This window comes from Paramesorhizobium salinisoli, from assembly GCF_003335045.1.
GTDB lineage: Bacteria > Pseudomonadota > Alphaproteobacteria > Rhizobiales > Rhizobiaceae > Paramesorhizobium > Paramesorhizobium salinisoli.
The window spans coordinates 1-25,800 of record NZ_QOZG01000015.1 but is presented as its reverse complement, the minus strand read 5'-3'; the positions used below and the strand labels follow the sequence as shown (position 1 = coordinate 25,800).

23 protein-coding genes and 1 other annotated feature are annotated in these 25,800 nt (G+C 59.8%); of the genes, 12 read left to right on the top strand and 11 right to left on the bottom strand.

What is annotated here, in order from left to right:
• Window position 1 precedes the first annotated feature (1 nt).
• The 8 genes from DUT91_RS22005 to DUT91_RS21970 all read left to right on the top strand — a co-directional run bounded on the left by DUT91_RS22005 (window position 2) and on the right by DUT91_RS21970 (window position 9,129).
• Window positions 2-460, top strand: coding sequence for a metallophosphoesterase family protein (locus tag DUT91_RS22005; RefSeq protein ID WP_114442621.1), 459 nt, complete (start codon window positions 2-4; stop codon window positions 458-460).
• Between the two features lie 445 nt (window positions 461-905).
• Entirely contained in the window at window positions 906-1,337 is a 432-nt protein-coding gene (locus tag DUT91_RS22000; protein WP_114442620.1) for a ParB N-terminal domain-containing protein, read from the top strand.
• Entirely contained in the window at window positions 1,334-2,707 is a 1,374-nt protein-coding gene (locus DUT91_RS21995) for a Y4yA family PLP-dependent enzyme (protein WP_114442619.1), read from the top strand. The genes DUT91_RS22000 and DUT91_RS21995 overlap by 4 nt, the downstream gene beginning before the upstream one ends.
• Window positions 2,708-3,718: a PLP-dependent cysteine synthase family protein gene (locus DUT91_RS21990; RefSeq protein WP_114442618.1), complete on the top strand. Its 1,011-nt coding sequence runs from the start codon at window positions 2,708-2,710 to the stop codon at window positions 3,716-3,718. It abuts the gene before it with no gap.
• Window positions 3,715-4,854 (top strand): NAD/NADP octopine/nopaline dehydrogenase family protein, encoded by a 1,140-nt coding sequence (locus tag DUT91_RS21985; RefSeq protein WP_114442617.1) that lies wholly within the window; start codon window positions 3,715-3,717, stop codon window positions 4,852-4,854. The genes DUT91_RS21990 and DUT91_RS21985 overlap by 4 nt, the downstream gene beginning before the upstream one ends.
• Window positions 4,854-6,740 (top strand): IucA/IucC family protein, encoded by a 1,887-nt coding sequence (locus DUT91_RS21980; RefSeq protein WP_114442616.1) that lies wholly within the window; start codon window positions 4,854-4,856, stop codon window positions 6,738-6,740. The genes DUT91_RS21985 and DUT91_RS21980 overlap by 1 nt, the downstream gene beginning before the upstream one ends.
• Window positions 6,737-7,966, top strand: coding sequence for an MFS transporter (locus DUT91_RS21975; protein ID WP_114442615.1), 1,230 nt, complete (start codon window positions 6,737-6,739; stop codon window positions 7,964-7,966). Before DUT91_RS21980 ends, DUT91_RS21975 begins: the two co-directional genes overlap by 4 nt.
• A gap of 14 nt (window positions 7,967-7,980) precedes the next feature.
• Window positions 7,981-9,129, top strand: a complete 1,149-nt coding sequence (locus DUT91_RS21970; RefSeq protein ID WP_114442614.1) for an ABC transporter substrate-binding protein — start codon at window positions 7,981-7,983, stop codon at window positions 9,127-9,129.
• A gap of 83 nt (window positions 9,130-9,212) precedes the next feature.
• Here the strand turns inward: DUT91_RS21970 and DUT91_RS21965 are convergent, their stop codons facing one another.
• Window positions 9,213-11,351 carry a TonB-dependent receptor gene (locus DUT91_RS21965; protein WP_114442613.1) on the bottom strand — a complete coding sequence of 713 codons (2,139 nt, stop codon included), beginning with the start codon at window positions 11,349-11,351 and terminating at the stop codon, window positions 9,213-9,215.
• 436 nt (window positions 11,352-11,787) lie between these two features.
• Entirely contained in the window at window positions 11,788-12,258 is a 471-nt protein-coding gene (locus DUT91_RS21960) for a MarR family winged helix-turn-helix transcriptional regulator (RefSeq protein WP_114442612.1), read from the bottom strand.
• Between the two features lie 141 nt (window positions 12,259-12,399).
• On the opposite strand from DUT91_RS21960, the gene DUT91_RS21955 reads away from it, so the two are divergent.
• Together DUT91_RS21955 and DUT91_RS21950 are read left to right on the top strand one after the other, a co-directional pair.
• Window positions 12,400-12,825: an organic hydroperoxide resistance protein gene (locus DUT91_RS21955; protein ID WP_114442611.1), complete on the top strand. Its 426-nt coding sequence runs from the start codon at window positions 12,400-12,402 to the stop codon at window positions 12,823-12,825.
• Window positions 12,826-13,047: 222 nt separating this feature from the next.
• Entirely contained in the window at window positions 13,048-14,286 is a 1,239-nt protein-coding gene (locus tag DUT91_RS21950; RefSeq protein ID WP_114442645.1) for a winged helix-turn-helix domain-containing protein, read from the top strand.
• A 206-nt stretch (window positions 14,287-14,492) separates the two neighbouring features.
• Here the strand turns inward: DUT91_RS21950 and DUT91_RS21945 are convergent, their stop codons facing one another.
• Entirely contained in the window at window positions 14,493-15,242 is a 750-nt protein-coding gene (locus DUT91_RS21945; protein WP_200835053.1) for a sulfite exporter TauE/SafE family protein, read from the bottom strand.
• Window positions 15,243-15,321: 79 nt separating this feature from the next.
• Here DUT91_RS21945 and DUT91_RS21940 point away from each other — a divergent pair, with 79 nt between their 5' ends.
• A complete protein-coding gene (locus tag DUT91_RS21940; protein WP_483466846.1) occupies window positions 15,322-16,233 on the top strand; it encodes a LysR family transcriptional regulator in 912 nt (303 codons plus the stop codon).
• Window positions 16,234-16,567: 334 nt separating this feature from the next.
• Here the strand turns inward: DUT91_RS21940 and DUT91_RS21930 are convergent, their stop codons facing one another.
• The 3 genes from DUT91_RS21930 to DUT91_RS21920 all read right to left on the bottom strand — a co-directional run bounded on the left by DUT91_RS21930 (window position 16,568) and on the right by DUT91_RS21920 (window position 18,603).
• Window positions 16,568-17,116, bottom strand: a complete 549-nt coding sequence (locus tag DUT91_RS21930; protein ID WP_114442609.1) for a dihydrofolate reductase family protein — start codon at window positions 17,114-17,116, stop codon at window positions 16,568-16,570.
• A 222-nt stretch (window positions 17,117-17,338) separates the two neighbouring features.
• The gene (locus DUT91_RS21925; RefSeq protein WP_114442608.1) at window positions 17,339-18,265 is read right to left on the bottom strand and encodes an SRPBCC family protein; all 927 of its coding nucleotides are present in this window, start codon (window positions 18,263-18,265) and stop codon (window positions 17,339-17,341) included.
• Window positions 18,262-18,603, bottom strand: a complete 342-nt coding sequence (locus DUT91_RS21920; protein WP_200835052.1) for an ArsR/SmtB family transcription factor — start codon at window positions 18,601-18,603, stop codon at window positions 18,262-18,264. The genes DUT91_RS21925 and DUT91_RS21920 overlap by 4 nt, the downstream gene beginning before the upstream one ends.
• A gap of 194 nt (window positions 18,604-18,797) precedes the next feature.
• Window positions 18,798-18,853, top strand: a sequence feature (sul1 is cis-regulatory element that is thought to sense ions involved in sulfur or methionine metabolism; They are found in Alphaproteobacteria).
• Between the two features lie 65 nt (window positions 18,854-18,918).
• Here DUT91_RS21920 and DUT91_RS21915 point away from each other — a divergent pair.
• The gene (locus tag DUT91_RS21915; RefSeq protein WP_114442643.1) at window positions 18,919-20,403 is read left to right on the top strand and encodes a SulP family inorganic anion transporter; all 1,485 of its coding nucleotides are present in this window, start codon (window positions 18,919-18,921) and stop codon (window positions 20,401-20,403) included.
• Window positions 20,404-20,544: 141 nt separating this feature from the next.
• On the opposite strand, the gene DUT91_RS21910 is transcribed toward DUT91_RS21915, so the two are convergent.
• The 5 genes from DUT91_RS21910 to DUT91_RS21890 all read right to left on the bottom strand — a co-directional run.
• A complete protein-coding gene (locus DUT91_RS21910) occupies window positions 20,545-21,972 on the bottom strand; it encodes an ABC transporter ATP-binding protein (protein ID WP_114442606.1) in 1,428 nt (475 codons plus the stop codon).
• Entirely contained in the window at window positions 21,969-22,787 is an 819-nt protein-coding gene (locus tag DUT91_RS21905; protein ID WP_114442605.1) for an ABC transporter permease, read from the bottom strand. Before DUT91_RS21905 ends, DUT91_RS21910 begins: the two co-directional genes overlap by 4 nt.
• A complete protein-coding gene (locus DUT91_RS21900) occupies window positions 22,784-23,719 on the bottom strand; it encodes an ABC transporter permease (protein ID WP_114442604.1) in 936 nt (311 codons plus the stop codon). Before DUT91_RS21900 ends, DUT91_RS21905 begins: the two co-directional genes overlap by 4 nt.
• A complete protein-coding gene (locus DUT91_RS21895) occupies window positions 23,716-25,236 on the bottom strand; it encodes an ABC transporter substrate-binding protein (protein WP_114442603.1) in 1,521 nt (506 codons plus the stop codon). Before DUT91_RS21895 ends, DUT91_RS21900 begins: the two co-directional genes overlap by 4 nt.
• A 295-nt stretch (window positions 25,237-25,531) precedes the next feature.
• On the bottom strand, window positions 25,532-25,800 hold a 269-nt coding region (locus tag DUT91_RS21890; protein ID WP_200835051.1), incomplete at its 5' end, for a transposase.

The window sequence follows — 25,800 nt, the reverse complement described above, 5'->3', positions numbered from 1 at the left end:
GATGCATACCCTTGGCGTTATCTCTGACATCCACGGCCTCTTTCGCGATGAGACCGTCAAACTCCTGGATGGTGTCGATCACATCGTCCACGCGGGTGACATTGGAGATCCCAAGATCATCGAAAGGCTGGAGGCGACCGCGCCAGTTTCGGCGATCCGCGGGAATATCGATGGCGAAGCACGGGCAGCGATATACCCCGACACCCTCCGCCTGACGTTGTTCGGTCATGAAATTTTCCTCATCCACGATCGTAACGACCTGCGATCTGGGCTGATCGAGAAGAGTGTTAGCATCGTGATATCGGGGCATTCCCATCGCGCCAGCATCGAGACCCTCGACGGCGTTGTTTACCTGAACCCCGGAAGTGCGGGACCTCGCCGCTTCAAGCTCCCCGCGACCTTGGCCACAGTGCACATCTGTAAAGAAAAGCTGGTTCCAACCATTCATCCGATCATCTAGCGCAACGCGCCGCAGCCCTCCGGAAATACGATTAGGAATTATTCCTCTTCTCCTCAACTCTTATGCCGACTCAGAACAAAATAGGAACATAAGTGGACCAATCCCGTCGCATTCCATCAGCCAAAGTGGCAAATCGCAACTTTGAGATGAGGTAAGGGCGCACGTCCGGTGATAGCGGAGAGAAAATGTGAGGTCCTCATCATGCAAAGCGGACGACGTGGCAGAGGACCAACTTGGTACGGCGGCAGTGTGCGTTGCATCGCAGCCCTCGAGGTCGTGGCTTTTCGCCCGTGAGCTAGAAACCGTTCTACTTCGCTGCCCCGGAAACGTCGCCGAGAGTCCTCGGTCAGCTTGACCATAAGGTCAAAACTGTCTAGCCACTGTCATAAACATGATTAAAAGAATCAAGTATTATGCCGTGACATCACTCATGAGAGGTAGCCGCATGGATTATTGTTTTGTTTCCCCGGACTGCTTTATATCCACCGAAGAGGTGGATCTCGAAAGAGTTAATGAGCTGCAGGGGCAGATCCTGCATGCGGGCTCATGGACCGCGCCGATAACAGCTGAGAAGGATGCCATGTTCGTAATGGATGGTCATCATCGGCTAAGGGTTGCCCATCGTCTCGGGCTAGGCGCGATACCGGTGATCCTGCTCGACTACAGCAACGTACGCGTGGAGAGCTGGCGCCCGGGTGAAACGATCACGCCTGCTAGCATCTTCGCTATGGCGCGCAGTGGCCGAAAGTTCCCCTGTAAGACGACGCGGCACATTTTCGATCAGGCTTTGCCGAGTTGCGACGTGCCTTTGCAGCTTTTGTATCGGCTCAAGCCGGATGAAACTGCGCCGGCACATGCCATAGGAGCGTGGTCATGACACTCCATTGCCACAAGCTTGGCGCTGACCTGCCACCAATTCTGCGGTCGCAAATCGCGGAGGTTCTTGCTCAGGAAAGTTCACTGCTTTTTGACTGGGTCGCGCGTTACGGTTCTCCGCTTAATCTGATCTGGCCCGAAGCCTTACAGGAAAATCTGGCTGCGTTAAGGGACGTACTGGCTGATCATGGCATTGAGCATGCGCTTTATTATGGGGCGAAGGTCAACAAATCGCCCGGCCTTCTTTGGGCTGCGCTCCGCGCAGGCGCTGGTATCGACGTCTCCAGCTTGTACGAACTTCGAGACGCCAGACGGCTCGGCGCCGATGGTCTTAAACTCGTGGCAACCGGACCGGCGAAGACCCCCGCGTTCCACAAAGAGCTTATCGCCTGCAATGCGCTGATATCCGTGGATTCTCCGGAGGAACTGGAGGATCTCATCAATGGCCCCTTATCAGAAACGAGCGCCCAGCCTGTCCTGCTGCGTCTGCGGCCGACGAACCAGGGCAATAGCCGCTTCGGCATGCCGGCGGAAGCAGTCATTCACTGCCTTACCCGCATTGCTCAAGAAGGCAGACTGCACTTTGACGGACTGCATTTCCATCTTAACGGCTATCGTTGGGAGGATCGTGCCGCAGCCTTGAGGGAGGCTGCAGATCTTGTTGCCCAGGCCCGCAGGATGGGCTTTTCCCCCGGCATGATCGATATTGGCGGCGGATTGCCCATACGATATGTCGATCAGCAACAATTCCAGGCGCATCTGGCAACGCAGATGCCCGACGATTACCGCACCGGAAAAGTACCCGGCTCCTTTTATCCCTATGGCAGTGCGCTTTCAGCGGCTGAATGGCTGCGCCAGCTCTTGCGGGCAGAAATAGGCAAAGGGTGCACTGTTGCAGATTATGTCGCGCGGGAGGGCCTGGTCCTCGCGATGGAGCCGGGGCGCGCCCTGGCGGACCAGGCGGCCATCACCGCCTTCCGGATCACGCGGGTAAAGGCTTTGGGCCAAGACACGCATGTCATCTTCGTCGAAGGCAGCAGCTTCAGCGCTTGCGAAACCTGGTTTGCCTCCGAGTTTCTGATTGATCCCATTCTCATCCCAGCCGCGCGATCGCCCTCCACATCACCTCCGGTCCGCGCCTATCTGGCTGGTCACAGCTGTTTGGGCGAGGACGTCCTCAGCAACAGATGGTTGACCTTTCCCGTCGCACCGCAAGCTGGCGATCTGTTGGTTTATGCCAATACCGGCGGTTACCAGATGGACCTCCTCGAAAATGAATTTCATCGCCACCCCATGCCGGCCCGCTTACGCGTGATGCGGGGCGCAGAAGGACAACTCACACTGTCTTCCGACACCATTGAAGAGGTATAGATGATGCACATGTCCATAACTCAGTTGATTGGCCAGACGCCGGTCATGTCGATCGCCGTTCCCCATCGCGACAGCACTTTGGTCCTGAAGATCGAGAAGAATAATCCGGGGGGCTCCATGAAAGATCGCATGGCGCATAGCATGGTCGTCGCCGCGCTTCAGGATGGACGTCTTGCGCCTGGCGGAACGATTGTCGAATCCTCGTCCGGCAATACCGGCACCGGCCTTGCGCTCGCAGCGCTGGAATTCGGCCTACGCTTCATTGCAGTCGTGGATCATCATGCGGCGCCGGACAAGATCCGGATGATGCGCGCGCTCGGCGCTGAAATCCGATACGTCGAAGGCGATTTTCGCGAAGACGAAGTGGCTGTGGTGGAAAGGCAGCGACTGGCGGCACAGCTTGGCGCCCAGCTCCCGGGAGCATTGTTCATGAACCAGTCGGACAATCCGGCAAATCCTGAAGGTTATGCCGGCTATGTCGACGAGCTGCTGTCCCAGATCCCGGACAGCATCGACGCATTTGTCGGCTGTGTTGGCACCGGTGGATCCATGACCGGCATATCCCAGCGCCTCAAGCGTCACAATCCGGCGATCCGCACCATCGCCGTGGAGCCCGCCGGTTCGATCGTTTTCGGCAAGCCCGGGCACCCTTACTACCAATCGGGAACCGGTACGCCTGCGGGAGACGAAGTCGGCAACGTGCTGGACTATAGCTGCATCGACGAAGGCGTGCAGGTAACCGACACGCAGGCCTTCGAGACGGCGCGCTATATCGCCCGGCGAAGAGGCCTTCTCGTGGGCGGCTCGACGGGCGGCGCCATCTACAAGGCACTGGAGTTCATCGCGTCAGGTAAGCTCAGCGGCACGGTCGTGACGACGGTCGCGGATGGCGGCGAGAAATATCTAAGCACGATATTCGACGACGAGTGGATGGAAAAACGCAATCTGTTCGATCCGGCAATTGCCGCGCAGCTCGATGGCTGGCTGATGGAAAAGGCGCGGGCCGCATGAAGGTGACAATCTGTGGCGCGGGCCGTACCGGCCATCTCAACGCGGTCCTCTTCAAGCAGAACCCGGACGTCGAGGTTTCCGTCCTGACCAATTCCACCGCAATCGCGGGACTATGGGCGGAAGGCGACGGTCTGTGGCAGGCCGAAACCCGGGACGGCCGCGTCCTGAGCGCCAGGCCCGACCATGTCGGGACCAACCCGGGCGAGGCGCTCGAGAACGCTGAGATGGTGATTATAACGCAGCCCGCCCAGGCGAGGCCTGCACTGCTGCAGCGGATAGCGCCGCATGTGATGCGCGACCGGCGCGTTTTTATCGGGGCCATTCCCGGCTTTTGTGGCTTCGACTGGCTTGCCGCAAAGGCTCTGTCGAGCCACGACAATGTGGTGGTCTGGGGTATGAAGGATGTGCCTCATATCGCCTTCGATCTGATCGCCGGCCGGAGCGTTCGGATGGGAGGCGTGAAGGCGGAGCTCTATGTCGCTCTTCATGATCGCGAGAGCACTGCGAGTGGCACGGCGCTTTTGACGATGTTGAACGCCCTCTACGATGCCCCCGTCACCCTGCTGCAGGACTATCTCGAAATCACCCTGACGCCGGGCAACGCCCTGATGCATCCGGCTGTGCTCTACGCGCTCGTAGGCCCCGGCGCCCCTTGGGAAAACAGGCCTTTTGACGGTCCCCTGTGCTGGTGGAGTGACTGCCCAAAGGCCGGGGCGGAGCTGCTGGAAACCTGTGATGCGGAAAACCAGGCAATCCGGCGGGCGAGCGAAGCGCGTCTCGGTGTCGATCTGCGTTCTGTAAAACCCCTCCGTCAGGAATTGATCGAGGCCTATGGCCACCAGATCGAAGACAGTCGAACCATGCACACGCTTTTACGCACCAATCGCGCCTATGCTGGCATTCGTGCGCCGCTCATTCCCAATCGGAACGGACACGGTTTCGTCATCGATCGCGAAAGCCGCGCCTTCCATGAGGATATCGCCTTCGGACAGGCGCTGCTCGTCACGATGGCGGAACGGCTCGGCGTGGCGGTTCCAGCCATCGCCAGAACATATCAATGGGCCCGCGATTATCACGGCGAACTGGCGGACAGCGTTCCCGATTATATTCCATCAGACTGGCCGGAGGCCGCGTAATGGATGAGAGATTGATTTCCCCGATAGATCACGACCAGGAGGAGGATGCAAAGCTTCTGGTCGGTGCCAGGTACAACGCAATCCACAGGCTCGTGCGCTGCCTTTTCGCCGAGCGTCTGCTGGACCCTGACGCGATATTGTGGGCGAGTGACGGGCGTCAGGCGTGGTTCCCTCTTTGGCCATCCCGCCGCGTGCTGCGTTTTACCTGCCTTAGCCCCGGACCTGCCGGAACATTGCAAAATCGTGGGCAGATCGAGGTGCTGGATGGCATGGGCATGCGGCAAGCGATTGACGATCCAGCCGCGTTGATGAAAGAGGTCGCACCTTGTCTCACGATTTCTCTGGCACCTGATGGTCTGGAGCATCTGCTGCGCGACATAGAAAACAGCATGCATAATGACATGCTCGCGCGTCGCCACAGGCAAAACTGGAGTGCTGAACTGCGCCGGAAAATAGTCACGGCGCATGCCCCTGGCTTCCTTGACTATCTGGAAGGAAATATGCCGTCGCACCTGGCTGCCATGACCCTCGACCAGTGGGGCGCACTCGAAGGACATCCCTTTTATCCGACATGGAAAGCCAAACCCGGCCTGTCGCCGCAGGACGTGGTTGCGCTGTCGCCAGAGTTCGGCGCCCGGGTACACCTACGTATCGCAGCGCTGCGCAGCGACTGGGCTTATGTCGAGATGATGCCGCATGTCGGTAGCTATTCGGCGTGGTTTTCGAAGCACTTCCCCGATTTATGGCGAGGCTGGAGCGAGGGTCTGAAGGAGCGTGGTAAATCACCCGAGAATTGGCTTCCCCTCCCCGTTCACGCATGGCATCTGGAGAATTTCGTGCGTCGGGAATTCGCGCCCGAGATCGACGCCGGTATCTTCGATCCGGCTGGGCCGGAAATCGAGACACTGCCATCCATGTCCTTTCGAACGATGCTGCCGGAAACACAGGAACCCAAGCCCTTCATCAAGCTGCCGGTCGCCATCTGGCTGACGAGCGAGCAGCGCACGTTGCAGGGGAAGTCTATCCATATGGGGCCACGCCTCAGCACGCTGATTTCAGACATTTTGTCGAAAGAAGACGATCTCAATGACGGGCTGGAGATCTTCGTCGAGGAATTGGGTGCGATTCTCCACCATCCCGATACCGGCGATGAGCATCCCGGCCGGTTTCTTTCGGTCGTCTATCGCAATGCTGATGCCTTGGCACGCGCGGACGGACTTCTGCCCATCACCGTCGCGGCCCTTTTAACGGCGAGCCCCGTCGACGACCGCCCGCTTCTTTGCGAACTCATCGCCAGAAAAGGCAGCGAAACCGAAGCAGATGTTGCGGCGTTCTTTAGAGCTTATGCGCGCACCGTGATCCGACCTGCGCTCGCCATGTATCTGCTCTATGGGATTGCCTTCGAGGCCCATCAGCAAAACAGCACCATTCTGTTCGACCATGAGGGGCAGCCGCGCAAGCTGCTTATCCGCGATTTCGGTGACGGCCGCAGTTTCGCACCATTGTTCAAGGAACGGGGGTACGATCTCAAGCCGTTCAGCCGCGAAGGGATTTTACCCACGACCTTCGATGATGATATCAGCCTGGTACGTTCCTTCGTGATCGACGCCTGCCTCGTCTGTCACCTGCACGAGATCGCCCTGTGTCTGAGCGAGCAATATGCGCTGACTGACTTCAGGCTGTGGAATATTCTTCGCGAAGAAACCGAGCAGGCATTCGATGCGTTGCGACCACGCATGTTTTCCGATGCATTTTGGGCCGAGGAGCGTAAGGCCTTTCTCGAAGATCCCTGGCCAACGCGTTCGGTGCTCCGGATGCATCTGGAGTGCTATCGTGATTACCGGGTCGAACATCAATTGCCCAATCCGCTGGTGCGCGCGCAATGACCAGCGCAGTTACCGCGCTTCGCGGCTTTGGACCCATCTTCCTGCTCCTGTTCGGCCTGCAATTCGCTTCCATGGGGGCGATGGAGATGAGCGGTCCCTTTTGGCCGATTCAGATCAAGGCACTCAGCACGTCCGAAGGCATCTTTAGCCTTGCCGGAATTGGGGTCTATGTCTGTCCGATGCTTGGCATCTCGCTGACAAGCGCGTTCTGGGGACGTATGGGCGATCGCCACGGCAATCGGCTGATGATGGTTCGGGCGCTGATAGGGCTGGCGGTCACGCAATTGCTTGTCGCCTTTGCCCAGGACGTCTGGACAATTCTGGCATTGCGTTTCCTGCAGGGCGCCTGCGCCGGCTATATCGCCCCGGCGCAGGCCTACGGCGTGCAGATCACCGGAGGCCGGGACCGTGCCGGCCTCTTTGCATGGCTGCAGGTGGCAACCAATGTCGGCTCGCTCGGCGGCGCCTTCCTGGGCGGCCTTATTCTGGATGCTTTGCCTTTCACCGCCGTCAATCTCACCGCGGGCGTTATCTGCGGGTTCTGTGCGGTCATTGCATGGTTCAGCCTGCCAGCACCCTCTTCCCGGTTGGAAACGCTGCAGCCGCCAAAGGAAAGAACAATATCTCAAGGACCGCAAACGGACACACCTGTTTCGGGTCTACTTGCACTCATGGGGATGCTGCTCGCAAGCAGGATGGTCCTGCAGGTACCCTTCTCACTCTACATGACGGAAGTGTTCGGGGCGCACCATGCGATGGCCGGGTTGAGTTACGGCCTGCTCGCCCTTGGATTTGTCGTCGGGGCTCCTATATGGGCTCGCTTCTTTGAGGGACGCGCATTATCCCATGTATTGGGATGGAGCGCCTTGATTTCGGCAGCATGTTTGATCGCAACCGGATTGGCGGGTCTTACCAGCAGCATCGGGCTGTTCATGACGCTCTATTTTGTCTGGGGGGCTCTCTTGGGAGGAACAACCCCGGTGCTCCTGGCGCTCATTTCAGCAGCGACGAGGAACGATCAGCAAGGGTCGGCATTGGGGCTTGCCCAGACCTGCCAGCAAGGCGCCTCTGTTGCAGGAATCATCGCAGGTGTTATAGCGACCCAATGCCTTGGCCTGAAAGCGGCGTTTCCGCTCGTCGCAAGCCTGTACGGTGTGTCGCTGCTGGTTGCGGTAGGCTTGTGGCTCAAGTCGCGCCAGCCAATCGGCAAAGGAGTGTTGTTGTGAAGAAAGGACGCTTGATGTTGCGTATCGTGATCGCAATCCTGATCGCATTGGTCCCGGCGGTGGCGTTTGGCGGGGAACAAGCTGCTGGCGATAAACAGGCCCCGACGATCGTCACGGATATAGCGGGTCGCGAGGTGCGGGTGAACGCGCCGGTCAAACGTATCCTCCTGGGAGAGGGACGGCAACTTTATCTCATCGCTTCGCTGGAATCGAAGGACCCCTTGGCCCGCATCGTCGCCTGGCGCAACGATCTGATCGAGGCCGATCCAGCTACTTATGCGCAATATCTTCAAGCCTTTCCCAGGCTGGCCGACGTTCCTGCGTTCAAAGGTCAGGAAAACGGTTTGATCGACATAGAATCGACCATTGTTCTGAAGCCTGATGTCGTTCTGCTCAATCTCGAGGCAAAGCGCGCCAATGAGGATGCTGAATATGTCGAGAAGCTCGCGGAGCTCAATATTCCCGTCCTTTACATCGACTTCCGCCACTATCCACTGCAAAATACCGAAAAAACCATTCGCCTCCTGGGCAAGATCATGGGACGGGAAGCGCGTGCGGAGGAGATCATAGCTTTTCGCCACCAGGCCATGGCTCGGGTTAGCGACGTCCTCGACAGGGCCAGGCCACCGCGCCCCAGGGTCTTCATCGAACGCATCGGGGGCTATGCCGACGATTGCTGTCTGTCATTCGGCGCGGAAAATTTCGGAAACTATGTCGAGCTCGCCGGCGGCCATAATATCGGCAGCGACTTCATTCCCACCACATTCGGCCAGCTCAATCCGGAACAGGTAATTGCTTCCAATCCCGAGCATGTCGTCATTACCAGCGCCGACTGGGCGGCCTATGTGCCCGGCGGCCACTGGATTCCGCTTGGCCCGGGCGCGGATCCAGATGTGACGCGGAAAAAGCTCGAATGGTTCACCGAGCGTAGCGCCTATACCGACATCGCAGCCCAGAAAACGCGGAATTTTCACGCCATCTGGCACCAGTTTTACAACAGCCCCTATGAATTTATCGCTGTCCAGCAACTGGCGAAATGGTTCCATCCGGACCTGTTTGCCGATCTCGACCCGGACGCAACATTTGCGGAATATCATCGCCGCTTCCTGCCGATAGAGTTTCGGCCTGGCTACGCGATAAGCCTTTCCGACAGCCCGTCCTAAGGCGGGCGATGGAAGTCCTTCGGGAGGCGAAATTAAAAAATCCCGTGCCGGCCACCTGGCAGCAGTGACCGGCACGCGTCTGGTCAGAAATCCGTCGTCATCGACAGCTTCACCGTTAAAGGCGCGCCTTGCGAAAGAGTGCCGAAACTTGCGACGCCGGACCAGTAATCAAGATCGAAGACATTCTCGACTTCGGCCCGGAAAGTGACGGGTCTCTTGCTGATCTCGGTGTGATAGCGTGCTCCAAGGTCGAGCCGGGTCCATGAAGGGATCTCCATGGTGTTCGCGGTGTTGACGGATTGCTTGCTGGTGTGAACGACATTGCCGGCGAGCGTCAGTCCAGGCAGGAACGGCGCATCCCACTCCGCGCCCAGATTGACCTGTAGCGACGGAACACCGATCGGCTTGTTACCGCGTATCGCGGCGTTCGCCGTTTCCGTCAGTTCGCCCCGCAGGAACGTCACGCCGCCGAGCAGCCGGAGCTCCGGCGTCACTTCGCCGAAAATATTGAGTTCGACACCGCGATTGCGCTGTTCTCCTCCTTCGACAAAGACGAGATCGCCTCCGCGGGTTTGCAACTCCCCAAAAGGCTTTTCGATCTGGAAGACACTGAGGGTCATGGCAATCTGGCCAAGATCGACTTTCGTGCCGACTTCATATTGCCGCGAGCGATAGGGAGGCAGGGTTTCTCCCGCATTGATGGCCGTTGTCGGGGCACTGTCGCCGACACTGAGGCCTTCGGCGTAATTGGCGTAAAACGAAACATTTTCCCATGGCTTGACGACAATGCCGGCCAGCGGCGTGAATGCGCCTTCATCGGAAGAGGTGGTGACGGCGCCCGAAGTCGCGTTGAAGTTTTCGGAATTAATGTGCTGCCAGCGTCCTCCCAGCGTGACCAGCAGGCGGTCGTCCATCATGGAAAGCGTGTCGGAAAGAGCAAGTCCGTAGAACGTGTTTTCGGAGACCTTCGGAACGCGAGCCGGTTCCGGCACGTTTTGGTCGGGGCGTGGAAAAGGATCATAGAGATTGGTGAATTGCACTGTCCCGGAGTTGATGCCTCTGTCAAGCCTTTGGCGAAGGCCGCTTGCCTGCAATGTAACCGTATGATCTATGCCGGCCGTCTCGAACTTGGCGCGTACGCCTGTCTCCGCTGTCGTCCTGCCGACGTCGAAAATAGCATTCTGCGGCGTAACGCTGACATCGCCCCGCGAATTGAGGAGCGTCGGAGTGCCAAAAAGCCGCTCGACACGGGAGTTGCCGCCGCCAACCGCAGCAAACCATGTGACATTGTCGGTCAGATCATATTCGACCCGCCCCAGCCATGAGAAGTCCTGGCTCTTCGACCATTCCCAGGGTCGCTGAATATTGAGGCGACCATCGGGCGCCTCCGGAATCGTTATGCCGGCGAGCGGGAAGAAAGGACGTTGCGGCGCGTCGAAATCCTCCCTCTGGCCGATGATATCAAGCGTCGCCCTCAGCCCCTCGCCCTCATAGTCGAGCCCCAGGGCACCAACCGCGACCTTGCGCGTCTGATCGTCGATCGGCGTATCGCCACCATGGTAGCTGCCGTTGAAGCGCACGCCGAACTGGCGATCCGCGCCGAAGCGACGGCTAACATCGAGATGGGTGCCTCCGTAGAGGTCCGACATGTAATCCGTGGTAATTCGCGTCAGATCGACATCCCCAGCCCGCTTTGGCACGATATTGATCGTGCCGCCTACGCTGCTGTTCGGCGAAATGCCGTAAAGGAGTGCCGTTGGTCCCTTGAGCACCTCGACGCGTTCGGCATAATCCGTGAACAGGCGATAGGTCGGCGCAACGCCATATACGCCATCGAAGGCGATTTCGCCGAAGTTCCCCTCACCAAGGGGAAAGCCCCTGACGTAGAAGGAATCGAGCATGCCGCCGGATGCATGCGTGCTTCGCACGGACGGATCGTTGGCCAGCACGTCGGCAACGGTCTTTGCACCCTGGTTTTCGATCGTCTCGGCGGTGTAGCCGGTGATATTGAACGGCGTGTTCATGAAGTCCTGGTTGCCGAGCAATCCCAGACGAGCGCCACGAGCCACCTGTCCTCCCGAATATTCTCCCGGCAAGGTGGTTATCGTTGAGGTCGATGAGCCTGTGTTTACGGTAATCTGCTCCAGCACGATATCCTGCGCGGCGGCAGCACGACTCACCGTCAGAGCCAAGACGGTTATCAGTCCAAAACGCAGTTCCATAAAGCCCCCTCAAAAAATAGCGATCACTCTTGCTCGCACGACCAAGAGCTCATGCAGCCGGTTCGAGGGTGTTAGATAACATGAGAATTGTTGTCAACAAATTGCTGCAGGGCTTCTACGGGAATTCGCATTGGAGCCTGCAGGCGTTTGTCGGGTAGCGTGGCGCCTTGATATTGGGAGATTTGACCTCGTGAAGGCGCCGGAGTGCGGCCCACGCAGTGACGCCTTGGGTCAGGCTGCCCGCAGTGATGTCGGTTGCTATATCGTCGAGAAGCCTGAGCGGATCATCTCGATCAGTCCGGGAGCGAAGGAATAGTCCAGCCAGCGCCCAAAATGGGTGGCTTTATACACCGCAAGCGGGGCCCGTGGTGAAAGATAGAGAGCCTCTGCTCCACCAGGCGAGGGCCGCCTTCCGCCTGCTCCATTATCTCGCCGGTCACGCTGGTGCGCTCCAGCCGCCGGTATGGACATAAAGCGCATCGCGAAGCGCTCTCACGTCCCTGTTAAGGGCGCCTAATTGTGCCGGGCTCTGCCCGGAAGCGGAGAGCAATGCCTCGCCAAGGCAGCCGACCCGTGACCTGAGCGCGCGACCTTTGTCGCTCAGCGCCACGACGACCTGCCGCTCATTATCCGGATTCCGCGTGCGGCGCACGAGACCCGCGGCTTCAAGCCGCTTGAGCAGAGGCGTCAGCGTGCTCGATTCCAGCGCCAGCTTTTCGGCAATACCGCCGACCGTTTGCTCATCATCGCGCCACAGCACGTTGAGCACGAGATATTGCGGATAGGTCAGTCCCATCTCGTCGAGCAAGGGCTTATAGACGCGCTGGATGGCAATGCCCGTCGAGTAAATGGCGTAGCAGAGCTGGTCATCCAGCGGCATGGGATTGCTCTCTTTACTTCGGGTCATGCCAGTCTCCTTGGTCCTTATATAGCTGTCTCAACCGCGAAAATAAATATCGCGATAAGAATTATGCTGGACAAGCGAATGGCATTTGCGATAAATAGAATTATCGCGATAATAGTTATTGTGCTTAACAAGGAGCTCCCAATGAACATCCTCTACCGTACCGAAGCCTCCGCCACGGGCGGCCGTACCGGCAAAGCTTCCACCACCGATGGCGCATTCAGCGTCACGCTTGTCACACCGAAGGAACTCGGCGGTCCCGGCGGCGACGGCAACAACCCCGAGCAATTGTTTGCGTCCGGCTATGCTGCCTGCTTCCTCGGCGCACTCAAATTCGTTGCCGGCCAGCGCAAGATAAAGATCGCCGACAACAGCAGCGTCACCGCTGCGGTCGGCATCGGTAAGCGCGATGACGGCCAGGGCTTCGGCCTCGATGTCGCGCTCACCATCGCCCTGCCCGGCATCGATCCCGACATGGCCCGTGAACTCATCGAGCAGGCACATATTGTGTGTCCCTACTCGCACGCCACCCGCAACGGTCTCGACGTCCGCCTGTCGTTGGCCGCCTGACCCGCCATGCGGCGGTGACTTTCCGGCAGTTGACAATCAACGACCACAACGATCTGCTTGGGTGCCTCTTTGCTTCAGCAACTTGTGAAAAGCAGCAGATGATACGGCGAATTGTTACCTATACCGCACTTGCAACAATCCCCCTGTCGCGGCTCCGGAAGAGCCGAAACTGATGCTGGACGTTCTGAGGACCTTGATCGCCAAGATATCGGGAGAGCGGCCCTGAGGTCAGAAATCTCCCTCTCCGAGGCGCGGCGCATCGCGCTGACAGCGCAGGGCTTCAATGCCCTGCGCCGGGACGGTAATATCGGCGCGGCGCACCTGCGGAGATCAATCGATCGGCTCGGCCTCCTCCAGATCGACAGCGTGAACGTCCTCGTGCGTGCGCATTACCTGCCGCTCTTCTCTCGGCTGGGCTCATACGACCTCACGTTGCTGGATGCCGTGGTGGCCGCCAAGCCAAAGCGCTTCTTCGAATATTGGGGGCATGAGGCGTCGGTACTGCCCATTGATTGCCAGCCCTTGTTGCGCTGGCGCATGGCCCGCGCTCTTCGCGGCCAGGGCGTTTGGAAGCAGCTCGAATCGTTCGCAAGCGCAAAACGGGCGCAAGCAGATGCCATGCTCAGTCGCATCAGCGCCGAAGGGGCGCTCGCCGCCTCCGATGTGGCGGGTAGCCGGGCCTCAAAGGGCATGTGGGTGTGGAGTGATGCGAAGCACGTCCTCGAATGGCTGTTCTGGGCTGGCTTGGTCGCCGCGACACACCGCCGGGGTAGCTTCGAGCGCGTCTATGACCTGCCAGAGCGGGTTTTGCCCCGTGCCATCCTTCAGCTCCCCACGCCATGCGGCGTGGATGCGCGACGGGCGCTTCTCGCCAGATCGGCCGAGGCGCTCGGCATCGCAACTGCGGATGATTTGCGCGATTACTATCGTATCCCCGCCGCAGACGTGCACCTGCCAATCCAGCAATTGATCGAGGCGGGGACGATCATCCCCACGCGGGTGCGCGGGTGGAAGCAACAGGTCTATCTGCACAAGGATGCGCGCGCTGGCCGCAAGATGGAGGGTGCAGCGCTGCTCTCTCCCTTTGATCCGCTCGTCTGGCACCGTCCGCGGACGGAGAGACTGTTCGGCTTCCGCTATCGGCTCGAGATCTACACGCCCGCCCACAAGCGAGAGCACGGCTATTACGTACTGCCGTTCCTGCTCGACGGGGAGCTCGTCGCTCGGGTGGACCTGAAGGCGGATCGCAAGGCCGGCATCCTTATCGTCCAGCGCGCGCATGTTGAGCCCGACGCACCTGGACACACGATTGAGCGACTGATCGAAGAGCTTCGCCTGATGGCGCCATGGCTGGGATTGTCGAGCGTTGCCGTCACAGCTGCTGCTGCGATCGATCCTCTCCTCGCGACCCTGCAAGCCGGGACCCGGCTGGTGTCTGTGGAGCCGCCAGCCCAGCACTGAGACCGGGCGTGCGAATGAGTAATTCGTAGATGCATCGACCAAGAGCTGCGGGCAGCCTATGCCGATTACGTCCTCCAGGGCACCCAGAATAAGATTGCTCCCCGTGTCCTTCACCGGGGATTCCGGACGGGTGCCAGGCGATAATTTGAGAAAGTCTGACGTTCATTTATCTCGGCGGGTATGTCGAACTGGCTTATCTCAAGCGTTCAGTGGACACTGCGAAGGACCATTTCTCCACCCAGCACCGCCAAAGCGAGCAGGAACCAGCGCCGAAAGGTGACCGGGCTGATGGTCTGTCGCAGCAATTGTCCCAGCCACATCCCGATTAGAGCCGGGGCGACCGCCAGCGCGGATAGTGCGAGCTGGTCCACCGACCATGCCTGCCGCAAGACCAGCCCGAACGCCAGCGCGATCGTCGATGTCGTGAACGACATGCCAAGCGCCTGGACCAGATCGTCCTTTTCCAGCCCGAGCGCTTGCAGATAGGGCACCGCCGGGATCACGAAAACCCCCGTTGCTCCTGCAATCAGACCGGTGACAAAGCCGATCAGGGGCGACATCCAGCGCTCGCCGGCCGCAGGCACCTTTAGCGGACAGGCCAGCAGGGTGTAGAACGCGTAGGCGACCAGTGTCGCGCCAAGCGCCAGCGTCATCATCTCGATGTTGCCTCCCGTCAGCAGCGGCGCTGTGATCAAGGTGCCCGCCATGCTGGCCATCAGCATGGGCCATATCCGCCGAGCCAGCGTGGTAAAGCGTGGACCGGCCATAAGCTGCCAGAGATTGGTGACCATTGACGGCACGATCAGCAGGCTCGCCGCGGCCAGCGGCGACAGCAAGGCGCCGAGGATGCCCATGGCCACGGTGGGCAATCCCATGCCGGTGACGCCCTTTACGATGCCCGCCGCAATAAAGGTGGCGACGATGGTGATGAGGAATGCAAAGTTAAGGTCCAACATGTCCCCTGCATAAGCCGATGCGGGCATTCGGCAATGCGGATTTTCCGCAATCAGGCTTCGGCTGTTCCGGAGGCTTAAAGTGGGATATGTTGCAGGCATGCGCTTCGACCTGACTGACCTTCGTTTGTTCCTTGCCGTGGCTGGCGCCGGCAGCATCACCCATGGAGCGATGGATGCCGGCCTGTCCTTGCCCGCCGCCAGTGAACGTCTGCGCGACATGGAACTGGCCGGCGGCGTCCGCCTGATGGAGCGGGGCCGTCGCGGCGTGACGCTGACCGAGGCGGGCGAAGCGCTGGCTCATCACGCGCGTCTGATCCATCAGCAGATGTCTGCCATGCGCGGAGAACTCAGCGAATATGCCATCGCCCTGCGCTCCAGACTGCAGGTTCTGTCGAATACCGCCTCTCTTGTAGAACTACTGCCGCAGCGGCTTGCGCCATGGATGGCCGCCAACCCGCGGATCGACATCGATCTGAAGGAACGTCAGAGCATCGAAATCGCCCGCAGCGTGGCGGCGGGCTTCGCGGACATCGGCATTCTCTCCGATGCAGCGGTGCAGGAAGGGCTGATCCTGCTCCCCTTCGCCCGGGACCGGCTGGTCGTTGTCACCGCGCGGGGGGACGATCTGACCGGGCTGCGGCAGGTTCGGCTGACCGAGATGGCGGATCGGTATTTCCTGGGCCTTTTGGACGGGGCGCTTCACGATCACATCGCCGCACAGGCAGCGGCGGCGGGCCTGCGGCTGAAGTATCGGGTCAAGCTGCGCAGCTTCGACGCGATTTGCCAGATGGCCGGCGCAGGCGTCGGCATCGGGATTGTTCCCGAGACGGCCGCCCGGCGGCTCAAACGCGCGGCTGATATCGCCGTTATCCGGCTTGCCGACGAGTGGGCGGAGCGGCGGCTGTCGGTCTGCGTCAAGGCTGACGCCCATTTGTCTGCTCCGGTGCAGAGCCTGTTTCAGCATTTGGCTAAGGCGCGACCCGGGAGATGACGCGTTGCGGCCAGGGATTGCGTTTATCTGGCCGCCGTCTCCAGTCAGGAGCCATTGCGCATGACCGCAGCGGCGCTAAACTCCACTTAGAAGGTTCCATATCCTGCATATTGCCTGCTGCCATTGCGAATAGAGCTCCGCTGCCCGCATGCGCCCGTGGGCTTAGGGGCCAGTCCATCCGGTCGTGCCTTAAAACAATCGCGGATCAAGCGAGAACGACTCCTCGCCGACGATACGGACTTCGCCAGCAGTTGGATGACTGTGGTTGATCAGTACGTTCAGGTCGCGGCCAGGGATTTCGACAAGCCTGGTTGACCAAAAGAATGATCGATCGTCATTGTCTGCTCTCCGGCGCATATTGGAGGATGACAACACCTGACTTGAGCGTCCTCGTCTCCAGATGCTTCAGGGGTATCCGGTTCTGGCCGCTCTTGAAGAGTGGCGAGCCTTTCCCGAGAATGACGGGGTTGATCCCGAAATGATACTCGTCGATCAGGCCGTGCTCCATCAGGGTCGCCGTGAGGTCGGCGCTGCCGAACACGAAGATGTCTCCGCCGTCTCTGCCCTTCAGCTTGGAGACTTCTTCCACGACATTGCCGTTGAAGAGCTTCGTGTTGTTCCAGTCGGCGCTTTTCAGCGTGCGCGAGAAGACCACCTTCTCGATCTTGTTCATGAAGTCCGCGATCCAGCCTTGCTCGGACGGCCAATAGGCGGCCATGAGCTCGTAGGTCACGCGGCCGAAGATCAGCGTGCCGGCGTTTTCCTGGGTCTCACGAATGTAGTTTTCAAGTTCTTCTTCGAAGACGAACCAACTGATGTCCCTGTCCGGACCTTCGAAGAAGCCGTCGACAGTCACCATGTCCCATATGATCAGTTTTCTCATAGAACCTCCTCGTCGTGTATCCCTTTGTGAATTCCCGGCCTGCAAAACGGAAGCGCATGTTGATGATCTGCCCGCTTCGAGACCTCGGTCTTTTTCCAGCCTGAACTGCTCCATGAACCTTCTGACTGAAGAGGCGGATGCCATCACCGATGAGGATGGGCCCCACATGGATGAGAACTTCGCACACAGGCCCTAATTCAGCCGCGGAGATGTCACGGCATTTCAGCGGGACACGACGAAGCGTTCCAGTTTGCCCAGAGTTTGCAGTCCCAGTTCCAAGGCGCCGAAGCCCTTCGCCTCCTGGAACTCAGCGGCCGTGCTGAACACCATGCCGAGCGTTACCTTCGTTGCCCCGTCCTGATCCTCGAACAAGGCCCAGGCGTCGGCATGTTTAGGCCCGTTCTCGCCCGAATGCAGGGTATAGCCGATCCTCTCCTCGGGACGGACTTCATAATAGAGATGGTGGTTCGGGAAAACCGTGCCGTCAGGCGCAATCATATCGAAGACCCATTCGCCCCCCGTTTGCAGGTCTATCCTCTTCGTCCGACAGGAGAACCCGTCCGGTCCCCACCATTGCGGCAGCGTCTCAGGGTTCATCCACGCGCTCCAGACCATGGTTCTCGGAGCCCGTATCACGCGCTGCAGCACCATGGTCCGCTCAGCCACGGCTGCAAGATTGTCCAGTCCCGCTCCGAAGCCCCGCCGGTAACCCGCTTCCATCTCCCCGGCCAACGAGGAAAGCTGTACCGTCACGACCAGCCGGCTGCGCTCGTCCTCGCCTGAAAAATCGGCGGTTACCAGCGCCGCCGATTGCGTCACTCCACGGGACGAGACCACCTCATAGTTCACGCTGCGCGCCGCCGTCTGCAACTCAAGCCAACCATTCTCGCAACGGATGTCTGGCTGACCCTTTACCTTGCAGAGCGATACCTCGCGTCCACCCACCCTGGTATCGGCTTCCAGAAACTCCACAGTCACGGAAGGCGTGGGAGCAGACCAGACCGCCCGCGCGGCGGGAACCGTCCAGGCCTGCCAAAGCACCGACAAGGGCGCGGCCACGTCGCGCTCGAAAGTCAGCGTCGCAAAACGGTCGCTCCTATCATCCGGCGCCGTAGGGGTCGTGCTGTCTGAATTCAGGTTCAGTGTCATTCTGCGCGTTCCTTCATCACGTTCATCACAAATGCGTCCAACCGATCAAGCCGAGCCTCCCAGATGACCCGCTGTTCATCGAGCCATGTCCGCACCGGGTCCAGAGCCTCGGGTACGACGGCGCAGGTACGTATCCGCCCGTCTTTGGAGGTGGAGATCAACCCCGCCTCCTCCAGCACGGAAAGGTGTCGCATCACAGTAGGCAGACGCAATCCCGTGGGGGCAGCCAAATCCGTCACCCGCGCGGGTTCTTCGGCGAGACGCGTCAGGATCGACCGGCGGGTCGGGTCAGCCAGAGCGTGGAAGAGCTGCGAGAGATCGGGATCATGCTTAGCCATAATGCTAACTATCACCCGATTGACGGCAGTGCAATTGAAAACTTAGTTAAATTGCTAAGTTTTTTCCGCTCAAACATATGTCTCCGTTCCTACCCGGCTGCAGGTTACAGGCACATGTTTCAAATCGGTTCACGCATGCAGCTCACGCCTGTGTTGCATCACAGCAATCATCTGCTATAAGCCCGATCAGTGTTTCTGGACCCGGTGCAATCCCGGGTGGCTCTTCCGGCCGCCGATCCGCCGGACAACCTGCAAAGCCATTGTTTCTTGTCGCCGCCGGGCGAACTGCTTTGCTGTGCCTTTTCGGACCCCTTGATGTTTTCACTTGATACCTTCCGACGTGACTGGCTTTCCAACATTCGGGGCGATGTGCTCGCCGGCATCGTTGTCGCTCTCGCTCTGATACCTGAAGCAATCGGCTTCTCCATCATCGCCGGCGTTGACCCAAAAGTCGGACTTTATGCGTCCTTCTCGATCGCCGTCATTATCTCCATCACCGGTGGGCGGCCGGGGATGATTTCGGCGGCAACAGCCGCCACCGCCGTGCTCATGGTCTCGCTCGTTCGGGATCACGGCCTGCAATATTTGCTGGCCGCGACCATCCTGGCGGGCGTGCTCCAGGTGCTCGCCGGCTTTGCGCGGCTTGGCTACGTTATGCGTTTCGTATCGCGCTCGGTCCTGACGGGTTTCGTCAATGCGCTCGCCATCCTCATCTTCATGGCCCAATTGCCTGAACTGATCGGGATGCCGTGGGAAACCTACGCCATGATCGCGGCGGGCCTCGCCATCATCTATTTGTTTCCCCGTATCACCAAAGCGGTGCCTTCTCCGCTGGTCTGTATCGTCGTGCTGACCGCCGCAACGCTCGCGCTCGGCCTCGATGTGCGCACGGTCGGCGACCTGGGCGAACTGCCCTCCAGCCTGCCCACCTTCCTCATCCCGAACGTGCCCCTCACGTGGGAGACGCTCTGGATCATCCTGCCCTATTCGGTCGGAGTGGCGGCCGTCGGCCTTCTGGAAAGCCTGCTGACAGCCTCGATCGTCGATCAGATGACCGACACAAAGAGCGACAAGAACCGCGAATGCGTCGGCCAGGGCATTGCCAATTTCTTCACTGGCTTCCTCGGCGGCATGGCGGGCTGCGCCATGATCGGACAGTCGGTCATCAACATAAAATCAGGTGGGCGCGGGCGCCTTTCCGCCTTTGTCGCGGGCGCTTTCCTTCTCGTGCTTCTTCTCCTGCTCAATGACTGGGTACGCGTCATCCCGATGCCCGCACTGGTCGCCATCATGATCATGGTTTCGATAGGCACTTTTTCCTGGTCCTCGCTCAACGACCTTCGCAAGCACCCACGCCGTTCCAGCATCGTGATGCTCGCAACGGTGATCACCGTCGTCGGCACTCACAATCTGGCCCTTGGCGTCGGCGTCGGCGTGCTGCTTTCCGGGATCTTTTTCGCCTGGAAGGTCGCGCAGATCTTCCGGGTCAGCTCGCAATTGTCGGCAGACGGGCGTACGCGCACATATACCGTTGCGGGCCAACTGTTTTTTGCCACAGCGGACGAATTCCTTGAGGCTTTCGACTTTGGCGAAGGCTTGGACTACGTCCGCATCGATGTCTCCCACGCCCATATCTGGGACCTGACCGGCGTCGGCGCGGTCGACAGAGCGGTTTTGAAATTCCGGAGGGCCGGCGTGGAAACCGAGGTGGTCGGCATAAACGAAGCCAGTGCCACGATCATGGACAAGTTCGCCGTTCACAACGATCCGGCCGCGTTGGAGCGGGCGTTCGGCCATTGAATTGCGAAAGGGCCGCTCACTTCGCGGACCTGAGCCCACAGCGTTGACCTAAAGCTTCAAGCTTTGCGAGGCATGCGAACGGGTCTGTCTTGCCATGGCGGCAGGTAGCGCTGGAAATGGCAGTCGTCCTTCAGACATGGGTCAGGCGACGGAGGCTTCTGCGCCTCCTTTTTCACCAATCTCGATGCGCCTGTCGCAGGTTTTCTCGATCAATGCCGTATCATGGCTGACGATCAACACAGCACAATCCTGTTCGCGCGCTAGTTCCACCAGAAGCTCGATCGTCTCCTGTTGGGTGATGAGATCCAGGCGGGACGTCGGCTCGTCCGCAAACAGGAAGACCGGATCAAGCAACAGAACCCGAAGCAGAGCAAAACGCTGCAATTCCCCACCCGAAACTTCGGTCGGCAAACGGTGGAGGAGTTCGGGCGCCAGCTTTAGACGCTTCATCAGCGGAGCGATGCGGCCGACGTCCAGCCGATGCAGATGTACGAGATCGGACACATTAGCGCCGATGGTAATCCTGCCTGGAAAGGCAGACGGAGGGTCCTGGTAGATTTTCTGATAGCGGACCGGCGCTACGCCGAGCGCCCGGGCGACCGTCCCCGCATCGGGCTTCAGAAGACCGAGCAGTATATCGCCCAGCGAACTCTTGCCTGATCCACTCGCTCCCGTGACGCCAACGATCTCGCCCTTATGCAGACGAAGACCCTGACCGGAAAAAAGCAATCGCCCTCCCCGTGCCTTGGCCAGATCTTCAGCGACGAGCACGATATCGTCCCGCTTGCCTGCGGGCACTTTCCGTTCATTCCAATTTTCCGGATCAGCCGCAATCAGCTGCTTGGTGTAATCATGCGAGGGGGCGGAAAGCACCATATCCGCCTCGCCCTGTTCGACGATCGACCCGTCGAACATCACCGCGAAATCGCCGCCCATCTGGCGTGCGAGCGCCAGATCATGGGTGATCGTCAGAACCGCGCCGCCGGCCTCGACTTCCTTCATCAGGAGCGCGATGACCTCGTCGCGGCGGGCGACATCCAGACCCTTGGTTGGCTCATCGGCGATGATAATGCGGGCGCCGCCCGCCCGTGCCGCGGCAAAGGCCACGCGCTGTGCCATGCCGCCCGAGAGTTCCCCCGGCAGTTTTCGGCCCGCGCCGGCAACGCCGAGGGCTGTCAGATCATCCGCGGCAGCCTTCATCGCAGCCGCCGCTTCCAGCCGCCGGATGAATCGATGACCGTCCGCGACCTGCCTGGCAACCCGCATGGTCGGGTCGAGCGCCAGCCAGGGTTCCTGCGGCAGGATACCGACCTGACGCCCCCAAAGCGGTCTATGGCTGGCGGGATCAGCCAGATCGAGCACCTGTCCATCAATGATAACGCGGCCCGAGGCTGTCAGTCCGACCGGCAAAAGGCCCATGATCGCCTGGGCGAACAGGCTTTTGCCGGAACCTGTTTCACCCAGAATGGTGAAGGGGCGTCCAGCCTGAAGCGTTAGCGATACCGGAGCGACGATCCTGCCTGTGGCACTCTCGACCGTTGCATTCTCGACTGTCAGGAGCGGGGTCATGGCTTGTCTTTCCTGGCGATGAGTTGCAGGGCGAGCACCAGCAGGAAGATGACCGCGATCGGCTGCAGCAACGCATGGGGAGCCTCTTCATAATAGGGGAGCAGTTCGATCATCATCGAGCCGAGTTCGGGCGTCGGCGGCCGCACCCCGACACTGACGAAGCCAAGGGCTGCAATCGCCATAATCGCGCTTGCGGCGCCATAGGCGCCTATCGTGAGCAGCATCGGCGCGATCTCCGGCCATAAATGCCGGCGGATAATATAGGCCGGTCCGAAACCCAGAAGCTGCGATGCCTGGACAGCAGGGGCATTCAGCAAGGGACGCGCCAGCGCGCGGGTGATGCGGAAATACTCGACCCACAGGACCAGCGAGATGCCGATATAAAGCATCGCCGCATTGTCCGGCACGATAGCGGTCAGCATCAGCACGAGAAGCAGGCCGGGAAGTGCAAGGAAAGTGTCTGAAAGGCCGGACACCACCCGATCGATCAACCCGCCGCGCCATGCGGCAAGAATCCCGAGCAAGAGGCCGGGGATCATGGCCGTGATCACCGAAAGCGAGGCGAGCCCCAGCGACAGCCGGAGTGCGGCCGTCAGACGGGCATACATCGAGCGGCCGAGATGGTCATAACCAAACCAATCGGCAGCGCCCGGCGGCTGGAGCGTGAGCCGTAGCGTCTGTTTCAATGGATCCGGTGCGCCCAGCACCAGCGGCAGAAAAGCGAAGGCCAGAAGCGCCATGAGGATGGCGATGCCCGATACACGGCGGGCCGGCCAGCGCACCGGGCGTGGAGTGATATAGTCAAACGCCGTCATGCTGCACGTCTCCGCGGATCGATCAGATGGCAAAGCGTGTCGACCAGGGCATTGAGGGCAACGAACATCAGCCCCATCACAAGCGCGGCTCCCTGGATCATCGGCACATCCCGACCGAATATGGCGTGGACGAGTGCATGGCCAATGCCCGGCCAGGCAAACAGTGTTTCCACGACGACCACGCCCTCGACCAGAGAGACGAACTGGATGCCGAGATAGGTGACGATCGGAACCGCGACATTGCGCAGACCATGGCGGGAAAACACCTGCCATTCGCTCAGTCCCTTGGTTCGGCCAAAGGCATAATAGGGAGCGCGTGAAACAGCGACCATGGCGTCGCGCGCCACGCGGTTGGACACTGCCGCAAGGCTCAGCGCCAGCGTCAGCGCCGGCAGGATCAGATGACTGCCATGATCATGACCAGCCGTCGGCAGAAGCTTGAGCGTCAGGCCGAAGATGATGATCAGGCCAAGCCCGACGACAAATTGCGGCAGTGCCCGCAGCGCGGTCGATACCAGCATAAGGCTGCGGTCGAGCCATCCGCCGGGATGCAGACCGGCGAGAATGCCAAGCGGCGGGCCGATCAGCAGCGACAGCAAAATCGCTGCGATTGAAAGTTTCAGCGTATGACCGAGATGGCGGCCGATTGCCTCAATGACTGGAGCACCAGTGATCAGCGATGCGCCGAGATCGAGGCGAATCAGGTCGAAAAACCACCAGCCCAGGCCTGTCAGGGCCGACTGGTCGAGATTGAGCTCGGCTGCGACCTTTGCCGCAGCTGCGGTGTCGACAAGATCATAACCATAGCGGCCTGCTGCGATACGATAGGCGACATCGCCGGGCAGCAACCATGCCATCGCGAAAGTCAGAAGCCCCACCAGCAGTGCGACCAGAACCGCCTGCAACAGGCGGCTGAGGATCGCCTTGATCATTTTGGCCACCGCATGGTTTCAAGACCGAAGCTGCGTTCGAAGGGATCGATCGTAGCGCCCTCCAGCTTCGGCGATACCGCCACGGTTTGCTGATACCAGGCGATCGGGATGACCGGCAGGTCGGCCTGAACGGCCTCGACTGCCTTGCGGCGCAGTGCTTCACCGGCCGCCGGATCAGCGGTCCGCGTCAAATCATCGAGCGCTCTTTCGAATTCCGGATTGGACCAGTTCATCGCGCCCCAGTCCCCGCCTTGCGGGCCATAATCCGTGAGCATGGTGCCGATCGGATCGGGCACAAGAGCAAAATTGCGCGCCATCAACGCAAGTTCGAGGCTGCCATCCTGGTGCTTGGCTGGAATTTCACTGGAATTGGTGGAATTGATCGTCAGATCGATTCCTGCTTCCTTCAGCATGTCCTGCAGGACAGCCGCGATGAGGGGCAATTCCGGCCTGTCTGGATAGGTGGTGAGCGTGAGGGCGAAACGTTTGCCGTCCCTTTCGAGAATGCCATCGGCGCCGGGTGTCCAGCCCAGTTCGGCAAGCTTGGCCTTGGCCTGATCCACGTCATAGGACAGAGGCGCCAGATTTCGGTCGTGCCAGATGGCAAGGCTTGGCGGGAAGAGTTGGGTGGCGGCAGCCGGATAGCGGAGGATCGCAACGGCAAGGCCTTCACGGTCGATCGCAAGACTAAGCGCTTCGCGCGCCCGCACATCTTTCAGAAATTCGTGGCCGGCATTCACCTTTAGCAGAACGCTGCGGGGAATCGAAACCGAGAGAAGGTTTACGGCGTCGTTCTTCGCAAGCCGCGTGCGGCTGGCTGGATCGAGGTTGAAGACATAATCGGCGTCACCGCTTTCCGCCATCAATGCCCTCGTTTCGGCACGGCCTACCGAGAGGTATCGGGCTTTCTGGATTTCGGGCCTCGCGCCCCAATAGTCGCCGTACCGCTCGACCGACAGGCTCTGCGGGGCCTCCAACGTCGTCAGCTTGAACGGACCGCTGCCGATGATTGCCTTCACATTCAAACCCTCATAAGCCGCCGGTGCGAGAATCTGGGCCCGACTTTCCGCGAGGAAGGCAAGGAGCGGCACGAAGGGCTTCGCGAGAGCGACGACCACGGCGTCAGGTCCATCGGCGGCAATTGCCTCGATCGGCGCCTTGCTCAACAGGCCGGGTTTGCCGCGCGCGATTTCCAGCGCCTTGGCGACTGCATCCGCCGTTAGCCGCGAGCCATCGTGGAATTTGACGTCCGGCTGCAGCGCAAAGCGCCAGGTTCTACCATCCTCCGATACGGTCCATGCCTTAGCAAGCGCCGGCAGCGGATTGCCATCCTTGTCGGCTCCGACCAGCGTCTCGACAATGCCCATGCGCTGGAAAATATCGCCTGACTTTGCCGGATCGAGGCCCGTGATCTCGAAGGGGGCAACGATGTCGACAACATCGCCACCGGCGGCGTGTGCGGGAAAGGGTCCGAGCAGGAGGAGCGCTACCGAAACAGCGATAAGTTTGTTGAGCATGTAACCACCATAATGTTATACAGTTACATGCTCATACCGAGCCGAATTCCCGTTGTCCAGCCCATCAAGAATGGCAATCCGCCATCAATGTTGCAAATCGCAATTCAACTCGACGTCACCGGCTCGCCGATAGCAATTCCCTTCCCTGCTGTATCTGGCCCTTTGAATGCGAACTTTCAGCGCCAAGACAGATGATCCTTCAGCGGTCACTGCGTGGCATCCGAAATCGCGATCGGTGGGAAGTAATGACGAGCGCAACTCTTGCCGCCCTTCGTGCGCCTAGAGCGCGTCCACTTTACTCGGGGTCATATCCGCATGATTTGAAGTAGTTGGCGCATTCCTGCGGCTCGAACAGTGTGACGATCTGGCCGACGGTATTCCATAAGCCCTCGACCGTTCGCTCAGCTTTGGGGCGCAAGACAGCCTTGAGCTTGGCAAAGGCGTTCTCGATGGGGTTGAAGTCTGGGCTGTAGGGCGGGAGATAAAGCAAGCAGCATCCTGCACCTTCGATTGCATGCCGTACGCCTTCTGCCTTGTGTGCTGGCAGATTGTCCATGATGACGA

Bases quoted from the DNA above. Each gene is read 5' to 3' on its own strand.
- DUT91_RS22005 (WP_114442621.1), top strand. From the start codon at position 2: ATGCATACCCTTGGCGTTATCTCTGACATCCACGGCCTCTTTCGCGAT.
- DUT91_RS22000 (WP_114442620.1), top strand. From the start codon at position 906: ATGGATTATTGTTTTGTTTCCCCGGACTGCTTTATATCCACCGAAGAG.
- DUT91_RS21995 (WP_114442619.1), top strand. From the start codon at position 1,334: ATGACACTCCATTGCCACAAGCTTGGCGCTGACCTGCCACCAATTCTG.
- DUT91_RS21990 (WP_114442618.1), top strand. From the start codon at position 2,708: ATGATGCACATGTCCATAACTCAGTTGATTGGCCAGACGCCGGTCATG.
- DUT91_RS21985 (WP_114442617.1), top strand. From the start codon at position 3,715: ATGAAGGTGACAATCTGTGGCGCGGGCCGTACCGGCCATCTCAACGCG.
- DUT91_RS21980 (WP_114442616.1), top strand. From the start codon at position 4,854: ATGGATGAGAGATTGATTTCCCCGATAGATCACGACCAGGAGGAGGAT.
- DUT91_RS21975 (WP_114442615.1), top strand. From the start codon at position 6,737: ATGACCAGCGCAGTTACCGCGCTTCGCGGCTTTGGACCCATCTTCCTG.
- DUT91_RS21970 (WP_114442614.1), top strand. From the start codon at position 7,981: ATGTTGCGTATCGTGATCGCAATCCTGATCGCATTGGTCCCGGCGGTG.
- DUT91_RS21965 (WP_114442613.1), bottom strand. From the start codon at position 11,351: ATGGAACTGCGTTTTGGACTGATAACCGTCTTGGCTCTGACGGTGAGT.
- DUT91_RS21960 (WP_114442612.1), bottom strand. From the start codon at position 12,258: ATGACCCGAAGTAAAGAGAGCAATCCCATGCCGCTGGATGACCAGCTC.
- DUT91_RS21955 (WP_114442611.1), top strand. From the start codon at position 12,400: ATGAACATCCTCTACCGTACCGAAGCCTCCGCCACGGGCGGCCGTACC.
- DUT91_RS21945 (WP_200835053.1), bottom strand. From the start codon at position 15,242: ATGTTGGACCTTAACTTTGCATTCCTCATCACCATCGTCGCCACCTTT.
- DUT91_RS21930 (WP_114442609.1), bottom strand. From the start codon at position 17,116: ATGAGAAAACTGATCATATGGGACATGGTGACTGTCGACGGCTTCTTC.
- DUT91_RS21925 (WP_114442608.1), bottom strand. From the start codon at position 18,265: ATGACACTGAACCTGAATTCAGACAGCACGACCCCTACGGCGCCGGAT.
- DUT91_RS21920 (WP_200835052.1), bottom strand. From the start codon at position 18,603: ATGGCTAAGCATGATCCCGATCTCTCGCAGCTCTTCCACGCTCTGGCT.
- DUT91_RS21915 (WP_114442643.1), top strand. From the start codon at position 18,919: ATGTTTTCACTTGATACCTTCCGACGTGACTGGCTTTCCAACATTCGG.
- DUT91_RS21910 (WP_114442606.1), bottom strand. From the start codon at position 21,972: ATGACCCCGCTCCTGACAGTCGAGAATGCAACGGTCGAGAGTGCCACA.
- DUT91_RS21905 (WP_114442605.1), bottom strand. From the start codon at position 22,787: ATGACGGCGTTTGACTATATCACTCCACGCCCGGTGCGCTGGCCGGCC.
- DUT91_RS21900 (WP_114442604.1), bottom strand. From the start codon at position 23,719: ATGATCAAGGCGATCCTCAGCCGCCTGTTGCAGGCGGTTCTGGTCGCA.
- DUT91_RS21895 (WP_114442603.1), bottom strand. From the start codon at position 25,236: ATGCTCAACAAACTTATCGCTGTTTCGGTAGCGCTCCTCCTGCTCGGA.